At 35.0% G+C, this 17884-nt stretch carries 12 protein-coding genes and 1 pseudogene; 5 read left to right on the top strand and 8 right to left on the bottom strand.

The features are described from left to right. Positions 1-339: 339 nt before the first annotated feature. The 7 genes and pseudogenes from ACEN2H_RS10740 to recG all read right to left on the bottom strand — a co-directional run bounded on the left by ACEN2H_RS10740 (position 340) and on the right by recG (position 11490). Complete coding sequence (locus ACEN2H_RS10740; protein WP_441732342.1) at positions 340-1650, bottom strand: TolC family protein; 1311 nt, start codon at positions 1648-1650, stop codon at positions 340-342. Positions 1651-1654: 4 nt separating this feature from the next. Continuing rightward, positions 1655-4750, bottom strand: coding sequence for an efflux RND transporter permease subunit (locus tag ACEN2H_RS10735; protein ID WP_441732341.1), 3096 nt, complete (start codon positions 4748-4750; stop codon positions 1655-1657). A 67-nt stretch (positions 4751-4817) separates the two neighbouring features. Next, entirely contained in the window at positions 4818-5876 is a 1059-nt protein-coding gene (locus ACEN2H_RS10730; RefSeq protein WP_441732340.1) for an efflux RND transporter periplasmic adaptor subunit, read from the bottom strand. 219 nt (positions 5877-6095) lie between these two features. Next, positions 6096-6743 (bottom strand): annotated as a pseudogene (locus ACEN2H_RS10725) (helicase-related protein); the annotation flags it as partial. Between the two features lie 77 nt (positions 6744-6820). Then, the gene (locus tag ACEN2H_RS10720) at positions 6821-8206 is read right to left on the bottom strand and encodes a membrane dipeptidase (RefSeq protein ID WP_441732339.1); all 1386 of its coding nucleotides are present in this window, start codon (positions 8204-8206) and stop codon (positions 6821-6823) included. 5 nt (positions 8207-8211) lie between these two features. Beyond that, a complete protein-coding gene (locus tag ACEN2H_RS10715) occupies positions 8212-9225 on the bottom strand; it encodes a fatty acid desaturase family protein (protein WP_441732338.1) in 1014 nt (337 codons plus the stop codon). Between the two features lie 156 nt (positions 9226-9381). Continuing rightward, entirely contained in the window at positions 9382-11490 is a 2109-nt protein-coding gene (recG, locus tag ACEN2H_RS10710) for an ATP-dependent DNA helicase RecG (protein ID WP_441732337.1), read from the bottom strand. 290 nt (positions 11491-11780) lie between these two features. Here recG and ACEN2H_RS10705 point away from each other — a divergent pair, with 290 nt between their 5' ends. The 3 genes from ACEN2H_RS10705 to ACEN2H_RS10695 all read left to right on the top strand — a co-directional run bounded on the left by ACEN2H_RS10705 (position 11781) and on the right by ACEN2H_RS10695 (position 13952). Then, on the top strand, positions 11781-12620 hold the full coding sequence (locus tag ACEN2H_RS10705; RefSeq protein ID WP_441732336.1) for an SDR family oxidoreductase: 840 nt from the start codon (positions 11781-11783) through the stop codon (positions 12618-12620). Positions 12621-12901: 281 nt separating this feature from the next. Next, complete coding sequence (locus ACEN2H_RS10700) at positions 12902-13447, top strand: DUF1697 domain-containing protein (RefSeq protein ID WP_441732335.1); 546 nt, start codon at positions 12902-12904, stop codon at positions 13445-13447. 76 nt (positions 13448-13523) lie between these two features. Beyond that, positions 13524-13952, top strand: coding sequence for a hypothetical protein (locus ACEN2H_RS10695; protein ID WP_441732334.1), 429 nt, complete (start codon positions 13524-13526; stop codon positions 13950-13952). Positions 13953-14037: 85 nt separating this feature from the next. Here ACEN2H_RS10695 and ACEN2H_RS10690 read toward each other — a convergent pair whose 3' ends face one another. Then, on the bottom strand, positions 14038-14775 hold the full coding sequence (locus ACEN2H_RS10690) for a diphthine--ammonia ligase (RefSeq protein ID WP_441732333.1): 738 nt from the start codon (positions 14773-14775) through the stop codon (positions 14038-14040). A gap of 95 nt (positions 14776-14870) precedes the next feature. Between ACEN2H_RS10690 and ACEN2H_RS10685 the strand changes: the two genes are divergently transcribed. Both ACEN2H_RS10685 and ACEN2H_RS10680 read left to right on the top strand, forming a co-directional pair. Then, a complete protein-coding gene (locus ACEN2H_RS10685; RefSeq protein ID WP_441732332.1) occupies positions 14871-16931 on the top strand; it encodes a M1 family metallopeptidase in 2061 nt (686 codons plus the stop codon). Between the two features lie 50 nt (positions 16932-16981). Further along, positions 16982-17881: a patatin-like phospholipase family protein gene (locus ACEN2H_RS10680; protein WP_441732331.1), complete on the top strand. Its 900-nt coding sequence runs from the start codon at positions 16982-16984 to the stop codon at positions 17879-17881. Positions 17882-17884: the final 3 nt, after the last annotated feature.

The following is a 17884-nucleotide window of genomic DNA, read 5'->3' as shown; positions in this document are numbered from 1 at the left end:
TTCTACTCTTAATTATTTCCTTTTCAAGGCGGTTAAGTCTGTATTCGGAGATAGTTTAGGCATTTATTCCCGATCGTATTTTGACAAACTCCCTCTTAATTGTTTGTATTATGTTAAGGATATTTTTTCTTCATGTAGGTATGTATTACAATCTTTGGAAGCTATTATTTATTCCAAAACGAGTAATAAGTGCTGAAAAAAACATATTTTGCTAATTACAATGTAAATCTTCCTGAAATAGCGTTTTCGGATAAAGTTTAATATTCTACTTCACAAAATTCAATTTAGTACCTAAGATAAAAAAAAGAGTTTTTAGGTAAATATTTGGATAAAGTTAATTTAATATTTGAGAGTTCCTGCCAATTCTTTGAGCGCAATTTCAGATAATTTAGCCTGAAATTGTGCATTACTATAACGTACTTTTGCATTTACATAGTTCAATTGAGCTGTTCTAAACTCTAAAGTAGTGATAGTTCCAATACGATATTTATCCAATGTTATTTCCAGATTCTGCTTGGCAATAGCTTCGTTTGTCTCTTCTAGGCCGATTAATTCTAAATTGGTTAAATACGTTTGGTAAGAAGTTGCTAACAATGAATTTAATGAAATGTTTTGCTGCTCTATTGCTAATTCTGCATTCTCTATTTGAATTTTTGCGATTTTCTCATTTCTATTTTGTGAAAGACCATCAAACAAGTTTAAGGAAGCGCTAAAACCATAATTTAAACCTTTTGAATTTGATTGTGTCACAAAGCCAAGACTCGATTGCGTTTCCCTTATATTGTAGGCGGTATTAACACTGATCACTGGATATCTCGCAGCTTTAATTTGCTTTAACTCCAATTCGGACACTCTTTTACCTATTATCTGCGACTCTAATTGTGGGTTTTGCTTTGCTGCCAAGCTGCTTAACTCAGATAGAATGAGCTGTTCATCTATAGTAAGTTCAGCCATAACGTTAAACTCTGTTTTAGTATCACGCGCTAAGATTTGATTCAACAAAATTTTAGTGTTTGCATATAGTTCCTTTTGTCTTAAAAGAGCAACTTTATCAGTGTTTAAATCTACTTGGGCATTCAAAACTTCTAACTTTGAAGCCTTTCCAATCGTGAAACGATTTTGTGCTAATGCTAATCTTTGATTAGATATTACAAGAGTTGTGTCTAAAGCGGCCAGTTGCTGTTTTTGCTGAACTAAATAAAAATAGGTTGAATTTACGTCGCTGACTTTTGTAATCACAGTCAGTTTTAGTTGGGCTTCCCCTAATTTTTCTAGTTCTTTTAACTGATCTAGTTTTGCAAACATCATAAAACCATCAAAAATGGTCCAGTTCAACCCAATTCCGTAGGTCAAGCTATTGTTTTTTGCATTATCTAATTGGTTTGAACCACCAGAAAGAAGTGTTTGCGAACTGTTTTGAACGCTTTTATTATCGATTACACTTGCGGTTACTGTAGGAAGCATCCCTACATTTCCAACAGCAACATTAGTTTTATCTATTGTTAAATTATTTGTGGCAATTTTAATTTCAAAATTGTTTTCCAAAGCAATTTTTATAGCATCTTGTGGAGTTAAAATTTCTTGAGCATCAACTTTTAAGATACAAAAGAAAAATAAAACCAAACTTTTTATTATGATTTTTAATGTCATTATATTATTTAAATTCATTTTCATATTCTTCAATGTGATCAAATTCAGGATAATGTTTTCTTGCTTTGGACCACATTAAATACATGGCTGGAATTACAAATAAAGTTAAAATTAGGGAGAAAATTGTTCCGCCAACAATTACAACTCCCATTCCAATTCTACTTGTAGAAGCTTCTCCCAAAGATAAGGCTATAGGTAAAGCTCCTAATGAAATAGCTAAACTTGTCATTAAAATAGGTCGTAGTCTTGATTCAGAAGCTTCTAAAATAGCATCTAATTTTGGTTTTCCTTCTTCTCGTAATTTATTGGCAAACTCGACTATCAAAATTCCATTTTTAGTTACTAATCCAATCAGCATTACGGTTCCAATTTGGCTAAAAATATTCCAAGTTTGATCAAACAACCAAAGCGAAAATAAAGCCCCTGCAACGGCCATTGGAACGGTTAGAATAATAATTAAGGGATCAATAAAACTCTCAAATTGTGCGGCCAATATTAAAAAAATCAATACTATAGCTAATCCAAAAGCGAAAGAAGTATTAGAACTACTCTCAACAAAATCTCTTGACTCTCCTCCTAAATCCGTGGTAAAAGTATCGTTTAGCACTTTTGCTTTGATTTCATTCATGGCATCAATTCCATCACTAATACTTTTCCCAGGAGCTAATCCTGCCGTTACTGTAGCCGACATGTATCTGTTATTGTGATATAATTGAGGTGGATTGCTTTGCTCTTCTGTACTAACAACATTATCCATTTGAATTAATTCACCACTACTATTTTTAACATACATAGAAGTTAAATCCAAAGGCTTTGAGCGGTCTTCTTGTTCAAATTGTCCAATGACTTGATATTGTTTTCCATTACGCATAAAGTAGCCAAAACGTTGCCCACTTAAAGAGAGTTGCAGTGTTTCTGCAATATCCATAACTGATATTCCTAAACTTTTTGCTTTTTCACGATCGATAGTAACATTAATTTCAGGTTTGTTAAATTTCAAGTTTACATCAGTTACTGAGAACGTAGGGTTTTTGGCAGCCTCTTCCATAAATAAAGGAATTTTTTCTTCTAATTGTTCAAAGTTGGGAGCCTGAATAATATATTCAATCGGCAAACCACCACGTCTATTTACTGCTATAGTAGGTTCTTCAATAACTGAGGTTTTAATTTCCGGGTATTTCTTTGTCAATCTGCTCAATTTCTCAGCAATTTCTTTTTGAGATTTTTCTCGTTCTCCAGTTTCTGTTAATGCCATTCGAATCATTCCACTATTTACAGATGCGGATCCCCAACCGGGAGATGTAATTACCAAAGCAACTTTTTTTTGTGGAATAGAATCATCTACTAATTGTGATAATTCTTGCATAAATCGATCCGTATATTCATAAGTCGAACCTTCAGGGGTTGTCATTCTCATTACAATAGAACTTCGGTCATCGTAAGGGGCGGTTTCTTTTTGCAATAAATTATAAAACATATAAATTAATCCAAAACAGGCAATAAGAATCGGGAAACTAATCCATTTTTTTTTCATAAACGTGCTTAATGCACTAGCGTAACCGCTATTTAATCTCTGGTAAAATGGTTCTGAATAAATATAAAATTTTGATTTTTTTTGTTCTCCACCCTTCATCAAATAGGCATTTAACATAGGAGTTAAAGTTAGAGAGACAAAAGCCGAAATTAATACTGCGGCCCCTATGACGACGCCAAATTCACGAAATAGCCTCCCGACGAATCCTTCCAGAAAAATCACAGGTAAAAATACCGCTGCCAAAGTAATCGAAATAGATATTACAGCAAAAAAGATTTCATTTGAGCCTTTTATGGCTGCTTCAATTGGTGACATGCCTTCTTCTACCTTCTTGAAAATATTTTCCGTGACGACTATTCCATCATCGACGACTAAACCTGTAGCAAGAACAATAGCTAATAAAGTCAAAACATTTATGGAAAAACCAAAGAGATACATGATAAAGAAAGTTGCAATGAGCGAAACAGGAATATCTATTAATGGTCTTATTGCTATGGCCCAATCTCTAAAGAATAAATAAATGATTAGAATTACCAAGATGATAGAAATCAGTAAGGTTTCAGCTACTTCAATAACTGATTTTTTTACAAAGATAGTGCTGTCAATAACAATATCTAATTTGATATCTTTAGGTAAATCCTTCTGTAATTTGGCATATTCCTTGTAAAATTCTTTTGATATATCTAAATAATTAGCGCCAGGAAGCGGAACAATTGCTACACCTACCAGCGGTAAACCTGATTGGGTCATCTTTGTTTCCAAATTTTCAGGTCCTAAAACGGCTGTACCTACATCGCTAAAAAGAACTGTTTTTCCTCCATCGGAGCGAATGATAATATTATTGAATTCTTCGGCTGTAGACAGATTCCCAACTGTTTTTACTGTTAACTCAGTATTGTCTCCCGTTAATTTGCCAGCAGGTAATTCAACGTTTTGTTGGTTTAGGGCATCCCTAACTTCTGCGACTGAACAGCCATAAGAAGCTAATTTAACAGGGTCGATCCACAAACGCATGGCGTATCTTTGTTGTCCCCATATTTGAACGCCACTGACTCCTGGTATTGTTTCTAATCTTTGGGCAATAACGTTTTCAGCATAGTCGCTTAATTCAAGTGAGTTTCTGGAGTCGCTTTGAACGGTCATGGAAATAATGGCACGACTGTCAGCATCCGCTTTAGAAACTACAGGAGGGGAGTCGATATCTTCAGGCAGATTTCGTACTGCTTGAGATACTTTATCCCGAACATCATTGGCTGCAGTTTCAAGATTTTTATCTAAATTAAATTCAACGGTGATACTACTGCTTCCTTGTGTACTCGTAGAAGTAATATTTCGAATTCCTTCAATAGAATTGATTGATTTTTCTATTGGCTCAGTAATTTGTGACTCAATAATATCGGCATTTGCTCCGGCATAATTTGTCCGAATCGAAATTTGAGCAGGGTCAATAGAGGGGAATTCTCTTACTCCCAGAAAACTATAGCCAATTATTCCAAATAGCACAATGGAAAGATTCATTACAATAGTAAATACTGGTCTCTTTATACTTAAAGTTGATAAACTCATTATTTTAATTTATTTTTTAACCCCAATAAATAAAGGGATTGAATTTAAGAGTGAAATTTCTCAACTATTAATTTTTAACTACAGTCACTGTTACAGGAATATCATTTTTTAAAGACATTACACCGCTTGTTAAAAGAGTATCGCCAGCTTTGAGTCCTGAAAGTACTAGGATCGAAGCATCTGTTCGGGTGGCCGTTTCGACCATCACTTGCTTTGCTTTTCCTCCACTGGAAATAAAAACTTTTTTACCATCTTGAATTGGGATAATTGCTTCTGTTGGCACCAAGATGGCATCTTTGATGATATCTAAAGGCAATTCTACATCGGCAAATAGTCCGGGTAATAAGTTGCCGTCTTTGTTTTCTGTTAATGCACGTACTTGAATAGTCCTAGTAGATATCGAAACACCAGGTTCTATAGCGTAAATCGTGGCACTGTAATTTTTATTAGATCCCGCCACTTTAAAACTAATAGTGCTGTTTTCTCTTACTTGCGTAGCATATTTTTCGGGTATTGAGAAGGTGATTTTTAACTTGCTGGTGTTGACTAGATTCGCAATGAGCATGGAAGGGGTTATATAAATTCCTGGAGAGATAGATCGAAGACCGATTTTTCCTGAAAATGGTGCCCTTACCGCTGTTTTTTCAATTTGTGCACGAATTAACTGAACCTGTGCTTGCGCTAATTTATAATCAGCTCTGGTAACATCGAATTCTTCCTGACTAATTGCCTCCTTTTGAAGTAAAAGTTGCGCTCTTCGTTCATTTTCAGATGCTAACGACTCAGTTGTGGTGGCTTTTCGAAGTTGTGCTCTTAATTCTATATCATTTACCTTAAAAAGTATTTGTCCTTTGGTAACTTTACTTCCTTCTTTAAAATAAATGTCTTCTACTATTCCTGAAACTTCACTTCTAATTTCTACTTGCTCATTGGCTTCAATAGATCCTGAAATAGAAAGGTTGTTATCGAAAGTTTGCAGTTGTACAACTATTCCGCTGACAGCCATAGCTGGAATTTTTTCGTCTTTATCTTTAGTATTGCTGCTAGTATTTTCTAAAATCCTGTAGGTAATAAATGCGCCTAAACCGATAATTAATAAGGTGTAAACTAGGTATTTTATTTTCATGCTTTGAGTATAATGTAGGATTAAGAATCAATAATTTTTGTTAAAAAACAAACATAGGCTTTACAAACGGCAATAGGGATAGTGTTAATTTTTATTTAACATTTGTGTATACAAACATTAATATTAAACAACAATTATCCTTTCATTAGACCTTGAAAAAATCAAATGGTTTAATTACGACAACAAAATAATACTATTTAATTCAAAAAAGATAAATACTTAACTAATATAATTCCAGATATTTTTCTTTTTGGTCAACTCTATGTATACTGCTCTTAGGCTAGCATGCTCCGGTTTTTGCAAAGGTGAATCCTCCTTAAGTATTTTTGAGGTATAGTTTCTGGCTAGGGCCAAAACTTCTCTGTCACGCACAATATCTGCAATCTGAAGATTCAGAACGCCGCTTTGCTGGGTTCCCATAAGGTTTCCAGAGCCTCGAAGTTTGAGGTCGACTTCAGCAATTTCAAAACCATCATTCGTGCTTACCATCGTTTCCATACGTGTTTTACTATCCGAACTCAATTTGTGGCTTGTTATTAATACGCAATAACTCTGATCAGCACCACGACCCACACGACCACGCAATTGGTGCAGTTGTGAAAGTCCAAAACGTTCGGCACTTTCAATAATCATCACTGAAGCATTGGGTACGTTTACACCTACTTCAATTACGGTGGTTGCCACCATGATATTAGTTTTTCCTTCGCTAAAGCGTTTCATCTCCGCATCTTTATCCGTGGGTTTCATTTTTCCGTATAAAATAGAAATAGAATATTGAGGGAGTGGAAAATCACGAGATATGCTCTCGTTGCCGTCCATTAAATCTTTAAAATCCATTTTAGCCGATTCCTGTATCAACGGATATAATTCTGGTCATAAATCTGTTTTGCCAAGTGTATGCATTTTGCCACCAAAGAAGCATTTATTAATCTTTGACTAGTAGATTAGATTCTATTGCAGTAAAAATGATATAAGTTTTCATAGCAAAATTGTTCAACTATTTTTTCTGGAGTAGTTTCTTTATTGAATTCATTTTTAAAATTGTAATCTGATAAAAATGCGGAGGATAAATGGATTAAATTAATTGCTAGCCTTGGAAAATCTGCAGCACTATAAATTCCTGGCAGTGGTTGAATGGATCCATCAAAGTCACTACCAATACATGCTATATTCCATGAGTTTAAATCATGATTATCAAGTACTATTGCAATATGTTTTATATGATTCCATATTACATGGGCAGATGAGAACGCCATATTTTTTGTAGAATGAAGTTCTTTGATAATACTTTTTTTCGCCAAACGTCTGCCATCCATTTGGATTGCAAAAAGGCCATTGCTTCTGGAAACATGGATCAATTCTTCATCATAAAAATTAATGTCTGAATCGCTAAAAACTGAATCAAGATTTACTGTTTCGGAATTTTTCCATGAAGTTCCGGTTACTGCTCCATGACTAATTAAAATCGGAATCCTTTCTTCTTTAAAAAATTCATCTAAATGTTGATAATATTCCTTTCGAGATTGTACACTCATATGTTTCAAATCAGGATAAATAATCTTCCCGTTTTTATTATCCAATAACGCGTTTACGGCTTTAAACCCTAACTCTGTAAATCCATAGTTTAGCATTTCATTTTGATTGACTAATTTACCTAACGGATCCAAACTTCTTGCATGCCCGCAAAAATCATTACTAAAGTTATGGGCAAAAGTAATCGTGGCTGGCGCAATTTCCCAGTTTTTTACTTTATAAATATTTTCAATAACTTCTTTTTCATTTGTTTCTCTTCCATAATTTGTTAAGCCAGAATTAAAGGAATGTGCTCCTTCGATAGAGAATATAATTGCCGTTTTATTACTGTTCTTAATTAATTTAAAGTCCTCTGGTTTTCTTGGAAAATACAATTCAACTTCATTATTTAGATTTACAGCATCTAAGAAAAAATTATATTCATTTTCAAGATCTTCAAAATAATTAAGATGTTGCTGAATGTTTCTGACCCTATAATAACTTACTCCGATGATAACATTAGCTAAGAATGCTGAAAGACGGCCCCTTCCGCGAAGATTAATGAAAAATCCTTTCTCAAATGGGTATAATGATGCAGTTACTAATTTAACATTCCCTTCCTTTAATGACAATAAATCTGATTGTGAAAATTTAACCACACTAAAGTTTCTACAAACCAGTTTTCTTAAGTAACTGTTTTTCTGCTGAAACCAAATATTTCTTCTTTTAATGCCATATCGAGTGTTTTCAAATGAATGCCCATAAGTTTTAAGCGTTGGATGGCAATGAAAATCGGCAATTTTGAATATTTTTTCCATATTTACTACATTGTTTCTTCAAAATAATTTTGCGTTTTTATTGCATTTTTTTTGATTAGTTGATAATGGAGTTTAAATGCTTTTTTTAAAGAATAACTTTTGTAAGGGAAATGATGCTCAGTCGCAAATTCCTTTATTACCCTTGTGATTTTTGGCAGGTGTACTGAGCTTATATTTGGAAACAAATGATGTGCTAAATGATAATTAAAATTATTCATCAGGTGTTTTGAGAATAAATTTTCACTATTAATATCGTTTGTTGTCATAAACTGGTGTCTTATCCAAGATGTTTGAAGTTTACAATTCTCATCAGGAATCGGGAATTCATTGCCAACGTTAACGTGTGGTGTAAGTAAAATAACCATTCCTAATAAGCTTCCGCAAATCATTAGTGTTAAAAATCCTAATATGGCTTGACCAATTCCAACATTGAAAACAAAGACTGGTACAATAATTATATAGCTAAAAAACAACAATTTAAAAAACAACAATTTATAATATTCTTTGAGAGGAATTTTAATAAACTTTCTGATGTATCTGTTACAAGAATAAAAATCTCTAAAATCTCTTATTAATAACCAATTCAATAGAAATAATGGATAAATTAAAAACACCCAATAATGTTGATATTTCTGTAAGTTTGAAAAGTTTTCTGTAGGAAATAGTTTTAGTAGACTTCCTTGTTCAATATCACTATCCCAACCCATTGTATTGGTGTAGTTATGATGCATTCTGCTGTGTCTCTGACACCAAATGAAGCTGTTTGCCCCTAAAAAGTCAAAAAGATAGAGAGATACTTTGTTTTTCCATTTCTTTTTGAATAAAGTGCAATGACAAGCCTCGTGAATACCGTTAACAAAAATTAAGGAGATAAGGATTCCCATTAATCCATAAAAAGGAATATAGATAAAAGGGCTTCCTTCAAACTTCATTGCTAATACCCAAAGCAGAAGATAGAAAAAAGGTAATAAAAACGCTTTTATTTGGTTTTCATAATTGATTTTTTCTAAACAAATCATTTTTTTTATGTTCTGTTTAAGAAGAACGAAATTATGATCGTCTTGTTTGCTTTTTGCAAAAATTGGTTTGGTAAACATTTAATGTTTGATTGAAAGTTAGCTTAATAAAGCTACAAATTATTTTGATAAATAGTTTATTTTAAATAATTCAACTGTTTAACTAATATAATTCCAAATATTTTTCTTCTTAGTCAACTCGATATACACCGCTCTCAAGGTTGCGTGTTCTGGCTTTTGCAGAGGAGCATCCTCTTTAAGTATTTTTAAGGCGTGATTTCTGGCTAGCGCCAAAATGTCTCTGTCGCGCACGATATCGGCAATTTGAAGATTCAGGACGCCGCTTTGCTGAGTTCCCATCAGGTTTCCTGGTCCACGTAGTTTAAGGTCCACTTCAGCTATTTCAAAACCATCATTTGTGCCTACCATAGTCTCCATTCTGGTCTTACTGTCGGAACTCAATTTGTGGCTGGTCATCAGGATGCAGTAACTTTGGTCAGCACCACGTCCTACGCGACCACGCAATTGGTGCAGTTGTGAAAGGCCAAAACGTTCCGCACTCTCAATAATCATCACCGAAGCATTAGGAACATTAACACCAACTTCAATTACGGTGGTTGCCACCATGATATTAGTTTTCCCTTCGCTAAAGCGTTTCATCTCCGCATCTTTATCCGCGGCTTTCATCTTTCCGTGTAAAATAGAAATAGAATATTGAGGGAGTGGAAAATCACGAGATATGCTCTCGTAGCCGTCCATTAAATCTTTAAAATCCATTTTAGCCGATTCCTGTATCAACGGATATACAATATAAATTTGGCGTCCCAGAGCAATTTCATCGCGTATGAATTTCCAAACTTTCAGCCGGTTGGAATCAAATCGATGCACCGTTTGAATGGGCTTTCTCCCAGGGGGTAATTCGTCTATTACGGAAATATCAAGATCGCCGTACAAACTCATCGCCAAAGTTCTAGGAATAGGCGTTGCCGTCATTACCAAAACGTGAGGTGGAATCTCATTTTTCTTCCATAATTTAGAACGCTGTTCTACACCAAAACGGTGCTGCTCGTCAATCACAGCGAGTCCTAAATTTTTGAATTTCACCTTGTCTTCTAGCAAGGCATGTGTCCCAATAAGGATTTGTAAAGTTCCGTTTTCGAGTTCTTCGTGTATGATTCGTCTAGCTGCAGTTTTACTTGAGCCTGTAAGTATTTTTATGTTTATATTTAGTTCATTAGCTAGTTCTGATAGTCCGATAAAATGCTGATTTGCTAGGATTTCAGTAGGTGCCATCAAGCAGGCCTGAAAGCCATTGTCTAGTGCCAGCAACATACTCATAAAAGCCACGATTGTTTTTCCAGAACCTACATCCCCTTGCAACAAACGATTCATTTGGGCATTGGTACCCATGTCTGTTCTTATTTCTTTTATCACTCTTTTCTGTGCTCCGGTAAGTTGAAAAGGCAGGTGATTTTGATAAAAATCATTGAAATTTTCTCCCACCTTTGTAAACGGATGCCCTTTTATTTTGTGTTTCTGAACTAAGTTTTTAGTAATTAACTGTAACTGAATAAAAAATAATTCCTCAAATACCAAGCGGAATTTGGCTTTCGCCAAAGCTTCTGCACTTTTAGGAAAATGGATGTTGATTAAAGCGTCCTTTTTTGAGATCAGTTTTAGTTTAGAAATCAAATAATCAGGTAGCGTTTCGGTAAACAATGTATGCGTTTCCAGAAAAAGCTGTTGCATTACTTTGTTAATCATCCTATTAGAAACTCCACGATTGGTCAAGGTCTCTGTCGAGGGATACACAGGCTGCATGGCAGAGCGCAAACTCTGTTCATGTTCGCTGAGCAACTCGATTTCAGGATGTGACATGTTGTATGTTCCATTAAATGAACTGCACTTCCCGAAAATCACGCTGACTTCATTTATTTTTAAGGATTCCCGAACCCATTTGTGTCCTTGAAACCAAACCAGTTCCATTTGTCCTGTATCATCTACAAAGGTTGCTACAAGGCGTTTTCTTCCTTTACCAAATTCTACCGTTTTGACATTGATAATCTTACCAATAATCTGCACCTCGGCAACATTATTTTGCAACTCATTGATCTTGTAATAACGAGTTCGGTCAATGTAGCGGTTGGGGTAAAAATTGATTAAATCCTTGTACTTATGAATCCCCAGTTCCTTGCGTAGCAATTCGCCCCGACTGGGACCAACGCCTTTCAAGTATTCAATAGAAGTAAGTAGGAGGTTATTGGACATTTTAAATTATTTGGAAAATAGATAAAAAAGCGGAAATAGACAATAGAACAAAGAATATACATGTATTGAGTCTTTCTTCTTTGTTCTATTTTCTTTGCTCTTTTTTCAAAGCGAAGATAGTTTTTTGTTAGGGAATTTGGAAATGTGATTGTTTGAAATTAATATAAGAAAAATGAGTATGTTTGTTTTTGTAATGTCAAGTTTCTATTCATAAATAATTCATCTTATAAATAATTCTGAATGTTAACTATTGAAGCAGCACAATTTATCATTTAGCTAAAAATACTGTTATGAAAGAGAAGACCGTAAAAGTCATTGTAGTGATCGGTGCAGGCTCCATAGGCCAGACTATTGCTAGGCGAGTGGGCACAGGGAAACATATTCTACTTGCTGATATTCGAAATGAAAACAATGATGCGGCTGCCAAAACTCTTAGTGAGGCCGGTTTCGAAGTGAGTACAACAATTGTTGATGTTTCCTCAAGAGAATCGGTTCGTTCGCTTGTCGATACGGCAACCGTACTTGGAAGTATTACAGGGCTGATTCACTCTGCTGGTGTTTCTCCCTCCCAGGCATCGCCAAATACGATACTTAAAGTAGATCTTTATGGCACTGCACTCGTGCTGGAAGAGTTTGGAAAAGTAATTGCTGATGGTGGATCTGGTATTGTGATCGCTTCACAGTCCGGCCATCGACTGGACTCACTTACGGCGGAGCAAAATAAAGCGTTAGCAACAATAGCCGCCGATCAGTTGCTTGACCTCCCAATGCTCCAGTTAGAATTAATAGCGGATTCGCTCCATGCGTACCAAATAGCAAAGCGCGCTAATTCATTACGAGTAATGGCAGAAGCGGTAAACTGGGGTAAACGAGGCGCACGGATTAACACCATTAGCCCCGGTATTATTATTACACCTCTTGCTAAAGATGAGTTGAATGGTCCTCGTGGTGATGGATATCGCCGCATGATTGAGCTGTCAGCAGCAGGTCGAGCAGGTACTCCAGATGAAGTGGCTTCCGTGGCAGCTCTACTTATGGGGCCAGATGGTTCATTTATCACCGGAAGTGATTTTCTGATGGATGGCGGTGTCACTGCTGCATTTTGGTATGGTGATCTCGCTCCGAAATGATACTGGGATAACTTTATGTTTTCTGTTTCTCCAAAAGGATATCCAGAGGAGGGATAACTGTAATTTTACGAATGTCAGATTAAAGCAATTTCTAAGACTTGAAAGATAGTTTGGGTTTGCTAGTTTAGTATTTGTTCGATAGTTTTAGTAAAATTATAAGGTTCTCGATAGTCTCCTTACTTTCTATCTTTTAATGAAACGGAAATCAAAGCATGCATCTTTAATAAAATTGTGAATTCTGCCTTAAACGCAATACCTTTGGATTATAAAACACATAAAAAATGACAACGCATCTTGCACTTCTTCGTGGTATCAATGTTTCTGGACACAATATGATGAAAATGGATTTATTGAAAACGACTTTGGAGAAAATTGGTTTCAACAATGTAGAAACCTATATTCAGTCCGGTAACGTTTTTGTAGATACTGAGGAAGAGAATGCTGCCAAAGTAGGTTTTATCATTAAACAAGAGATTTTTAAAGCCTTTGGTCATGAGGTGCCAACAATTGTCATTGGAATTGAAGATTTAAAAAAATGCTTTTCAAATAATCCTTTTTTGAAGGGGAAAGATTTGGACATCAAAAAGATATATGTGGCTTTTGTTTCGAAAGAATTACGGTCAGAAAACATTAATGATTTAAAAATTAGTCAATTCAAACCAGATGAAGCTCAAATAGACGGCAACAGGATTTTTATAAAATATGCTGTAGGGGCCGGAAAGACAAGATTAGACCAGAAGTACATAGAGAAAAAACTGAATCTCACCGCAAGCATCAGGAACTGGAATACGGTGACGCAGTTATTAAAAATGTATGAGGAGAGATAAATAAATCAAAAAACGGCGATTTGAAGCATCTTTGCTACAATACAGCATCCGTTAGTTAACCTAAACGGAGAAAAAAATGAAGAAATCAATTATTTTTTGTGCTTTTTTAGCGATTTTTTGTTCTTGTTCAAATGACAATATAAAAGTAATTACGACCGATTATCAAGGGAAATGGGAATTGTATAAAATGTCAGGAAGGCTTACAAACTCTGAAACTACAGGAACGGCAATGGAATGGCAAGAGTATTACTCCTTGAATACCGATGGCAGTTTTATTAAATCAAGAACTAGGAATGGCGTTAAAACGGAAATATCAGGTAGCTATATTATTTCGGAGCTGCAGGAAGAGTCTTTTCTTGAATTGACCTATAAACAAGATAGTGAAATTATAGGAAGTTGCTATGGTAACAATAAAGAAGAGCTTACTATTCTTCCGAATTCAAGATTATCAAGTACGTGGAAAAACTGCGACGGTCCTACATTGGAATATGAGAAAACAAATTAAATTCTAAGAAGCAGAAAAACTATCCTGTTTGCGGTATTAGAAAAAAGCTCCGAAACCTTATGGATTCGGAGGTTTTTTTCGAAATCTACTTTTCAATCAGATCACAATACCAAAAGCCGTAATCAAATGCATCGGAGGCACTGGTGTCGCAAGCAGTATCAGAGGAGTCTTCTTTTTCGGGTCTTTCATACTTTCTATAAACTACCTCGCCAATTTTAAAAGCAATGGGCTCGGAGAAAATGGGGCCATCAAAAGTAAAAGTGTGAAATTCTCCATTTTCTCCACACACATCCACATTTTCGGGCAAGTCATTGATGAAATCTTGGTCGATTTCTCTGCCTACAAAACTTTTGTCGAGATAGCGTTCGTTTACACAGACTACAATCGTTTTAAATCCGAGACTGATAAATTCTTGAATCAAATCTTTCGTTGGCACTTTCCATAACGGAAAAACGCCAAGAAAGCCTATTTGGGCTAATTTGTCTTCCCGATACTTGCGCAAATCTTCCAAGAATATATCCCCGAATATGGAATGCGTCACGCCTTTTTCTTTCAATTTGCCCATTGTTTTATTCATGGCTTCCTCATAGACTTCCATCGTGGGCATTTCTGGAATTTCCATTATCTCCAGTGGCAGCCCAATGCTTTTTGCTTGCTGCTGCAACAATTCGACCCGAACGCCGTGCATCGAAATGCGTTGAAACTGTTGGTTGACACTCGTCAGCAAACAGCAAATTTCGAACTCGGTATCCTGTAAAGTTTTATATAGCGCTAAGGCGGAATCTTTTCCGGTGCTCCAGTTAAATAAGGCTTTCTTTTTCAATCTGTTTGTGTTGGAATTTCTGGAAGTAAACTTACAAAATATGTTCTGTTTGTTTATGAAACCTTTGTAACTTTGACTTCTTATTATATCCAATAATGAAATACCTATTACTGTTTATTAGCTCAATAACGTTCGCTCAACAGATCCAATCAGTAGATTTCAAATCGGTTCATGGCCAAATAACAATCAATCCTGACGAAAAATCGGTTTCAGGTTCTGTCAGTTATTGGTTTGAGGTATTGAAGCCCATTGATACCATCAAAATTGACGCGCAAAACATGGAGTTCTCTGAAGTCGAGTTAAACGATAAAACTTTGGAATTTAGTAATGATGGCAAGCAAATTTTATTGATTTATCCTTTCAAAAATGGGAATAACAATATCAGTTTTAACTATGTGGCCAAACCAAAACAAGCAATGTACTTCGTGGGCTCAGAGAAAAAAGACAATTTACAAATTTGGACACAGGGACAAGGGAAATACACCAGTAATTGGTTTCCGAGTTTTGATGATGTGAACGAAAAGCTAGTTTTTAACTTGACTATTGCTTTTGATGCTAATTATCAAGTAGTTTCAAATGGCGTTTTGAAAGAAAACCTAGTGAATGGTCAAGTTGCCCTCTGGGATTATGTTATGCAAAATCCGATGAGTTCCTATTTGCTCATGGTTGCCATTGGGAAATTTGACAAGCACAGCCAAATTTCAAAATACGAAACCCCATTGGAATTGTATTTGGAAAACAAAGACAGCGCTAAATTTGAACCGACTTACCGCTATTCGTCTCAGATGTTTGATTTTCTGGAAGATGAAATAGGAGTGAAGTACCCTTGGGAAGTGTACAAACAAATTCCGGTTCGGGATTTCTTGTATGCAGGAATGGAAAATACATCGGCAACACTATTTGCTAGTAGGTATATCGTTGACTCTGTGGGTTTTGAAGATCGAAATTACACCAACGTAAATGCACACGAATTAGCACACCAATGGTTTGGGAATATAATCACGGCAGAGAGCGGAAAGCACCATTGGCTGCAGGAAGGTTTTGCGACCTATTATGCGCTGCTGGCAGAACGCGATATATATGGTGACGATTATTTCTATTCCAAAATGTACCAATCGGCACAACAAATAAAGTATGCTTCAAGAACGGATTCGATTCCGGTCTTGAATGCTAAAGCCAGTTCGTTGAGCTTTTATCAAAAAGGGGCTTGGGCGCTTTTTGTATTGCACGATGCTATAGGAGATGCGGCGTTTAAAAAAGCAATAGTAAGTTACTTAAATAAGTATGCCTATAAAAACGTCATAACAGAAAATTTCTTCGATGAAATTAAAAAAGTTTCAGCTTATGACGTGGATAGTTTTAGTAAAAAATGGCTTGAGTCATCAGAGTTTGATAATAAGACAGCCAATATGTTACTAAATAAAAATAAAATGATGCAGTTGTTGTTTGAAGTGGAGAAATTGAAGAGAAAACCGCTTACTGAAAAAGAAATTTTCCTCGAAAAAACAATGCAGTCAGACACGTATTTTGTGGTTAAAGAAGCCATTGTCAATCAATTAAAAAACGAAGATTTTACAGCAAAAAAGTATTTACTACAATTGGCTTTAGAAACAAATAACATACAAGTTCGTCAAGCAGTGGCTAGCGCATTACCAAAGATTCCCGAAGAATTCAGAGTTCAATATGAGTCTCTATTAAATGATAAATCATATCAAACTCAGGAAATTGCTTTGTATTATTTATGGAATAGTTTCCCTAAATATAGAGTAAAATATTTAGAGGAATCCAAAGATTGGATTGGGTACAATGATTATAATTTAAGGACACTATGGTTGTCATTAGCTTTATCTACTCCGGATTATTCAACAGATAAAAATGCATTAATAACGGAATTAATCAATTACTCGTCAATAAATTATGAGGCTATCACCAGACAAAATGCCTTAACAAAATTGATCGCTTTCCAGTTGATAAACTATGCAGTTTTAAAAAATCTAGTAAATGCCACAACGCATCATATGTGGCAGTTTTCTAAATTTGGAAGAGACAACATTCGAACCCTAATAAAAAATCCAGAAATGAGAGCTTCATTTGAGCGTATTTTATCCGATTTAAATGAAAAAGAGCAATTTCAATTGAGAAGATTGATTTTTTAATTAATTTAATGGTCTTATAATTGCCATTTATCATTTCAATAAAAAAACAGATGAAAGCATTAGTGATTTCTGGGGGTGGAAGTAAAGGGGCATTTGCAGGAGGTGTTGCTCAATTTCTTTTAGAAAAAGAAGCTGACAAATATGATATTTTCATAGGTACTTCAACGGGTAGTTTGCTTATTTCACATTTAGCTTTAAATAAAATCCATAAAATAAAAGAGATATTTACCTCTGTAAATCAGTCTAGTATTTTTAATAGGCGTCCTTTTTTTATTAAAAATAAAAATGGAGTATTTACTGTTTCGATTAATCACTTTAATGTTCTAATTAATTTAATTAGGGGTAGTAAGACTTTTGGAGAAAGCTACAATTTGAGAAAGTTAATTAGAAAATCACTCACACAAAAGGAGTTTAATGATTTAAAAGCAGGGAGCAAAGATGTGATTATCACAGTGTCTAATTTGAGTACAAATGAAGCGGAGTATAAATCTATTAAAGATTTTGAATATGCTGAGTTTTGCGATTGGATTTGGATTTCGTGCAACTACCTTCCTTTCATGAGTCTGGTTAACAAAAACGGTTTTGATTATGGGGATGGAGGCTTCACTAATTTAGTACCAATTAGAGAGGCAATTAAGCGCGGAGCAACCGAAATCGATGTTATTGTATTACATACAGAAACTGCAATTACTAAAAAAATAAACAGCAGAAACCCATTTTCGCTATTGATAAACTTATTCGGAACTGTTCTAGAACAGGTTAAAAAAAACGATATTGCTATTGGAGTATTAGCAGCAAAGAACAAAGACGTGACAATAAACGTATTTTATACACCAACATTTCTTACTGATAATGCGCTGCATTTTAATAAAATAGAGATGAAGAAATGGTGGCGAGAAGGTTACGAATACGCTTTTATCAAAAGTGAAATCATTGGCAAATTAAAATAATTA

It is taken from the genome of Flavobacterium sp. W22_SRS_FP1 (assembly GCF_052113685.1).
GTDB lineage: Bacteria > Bacteroidota > Bacteroidia > Flavobacteriales > Flavobacteriaceae > Flavobacterium.
This window is presented reverse-complemented; position numbering and strand designations above follow the sequence as displayed.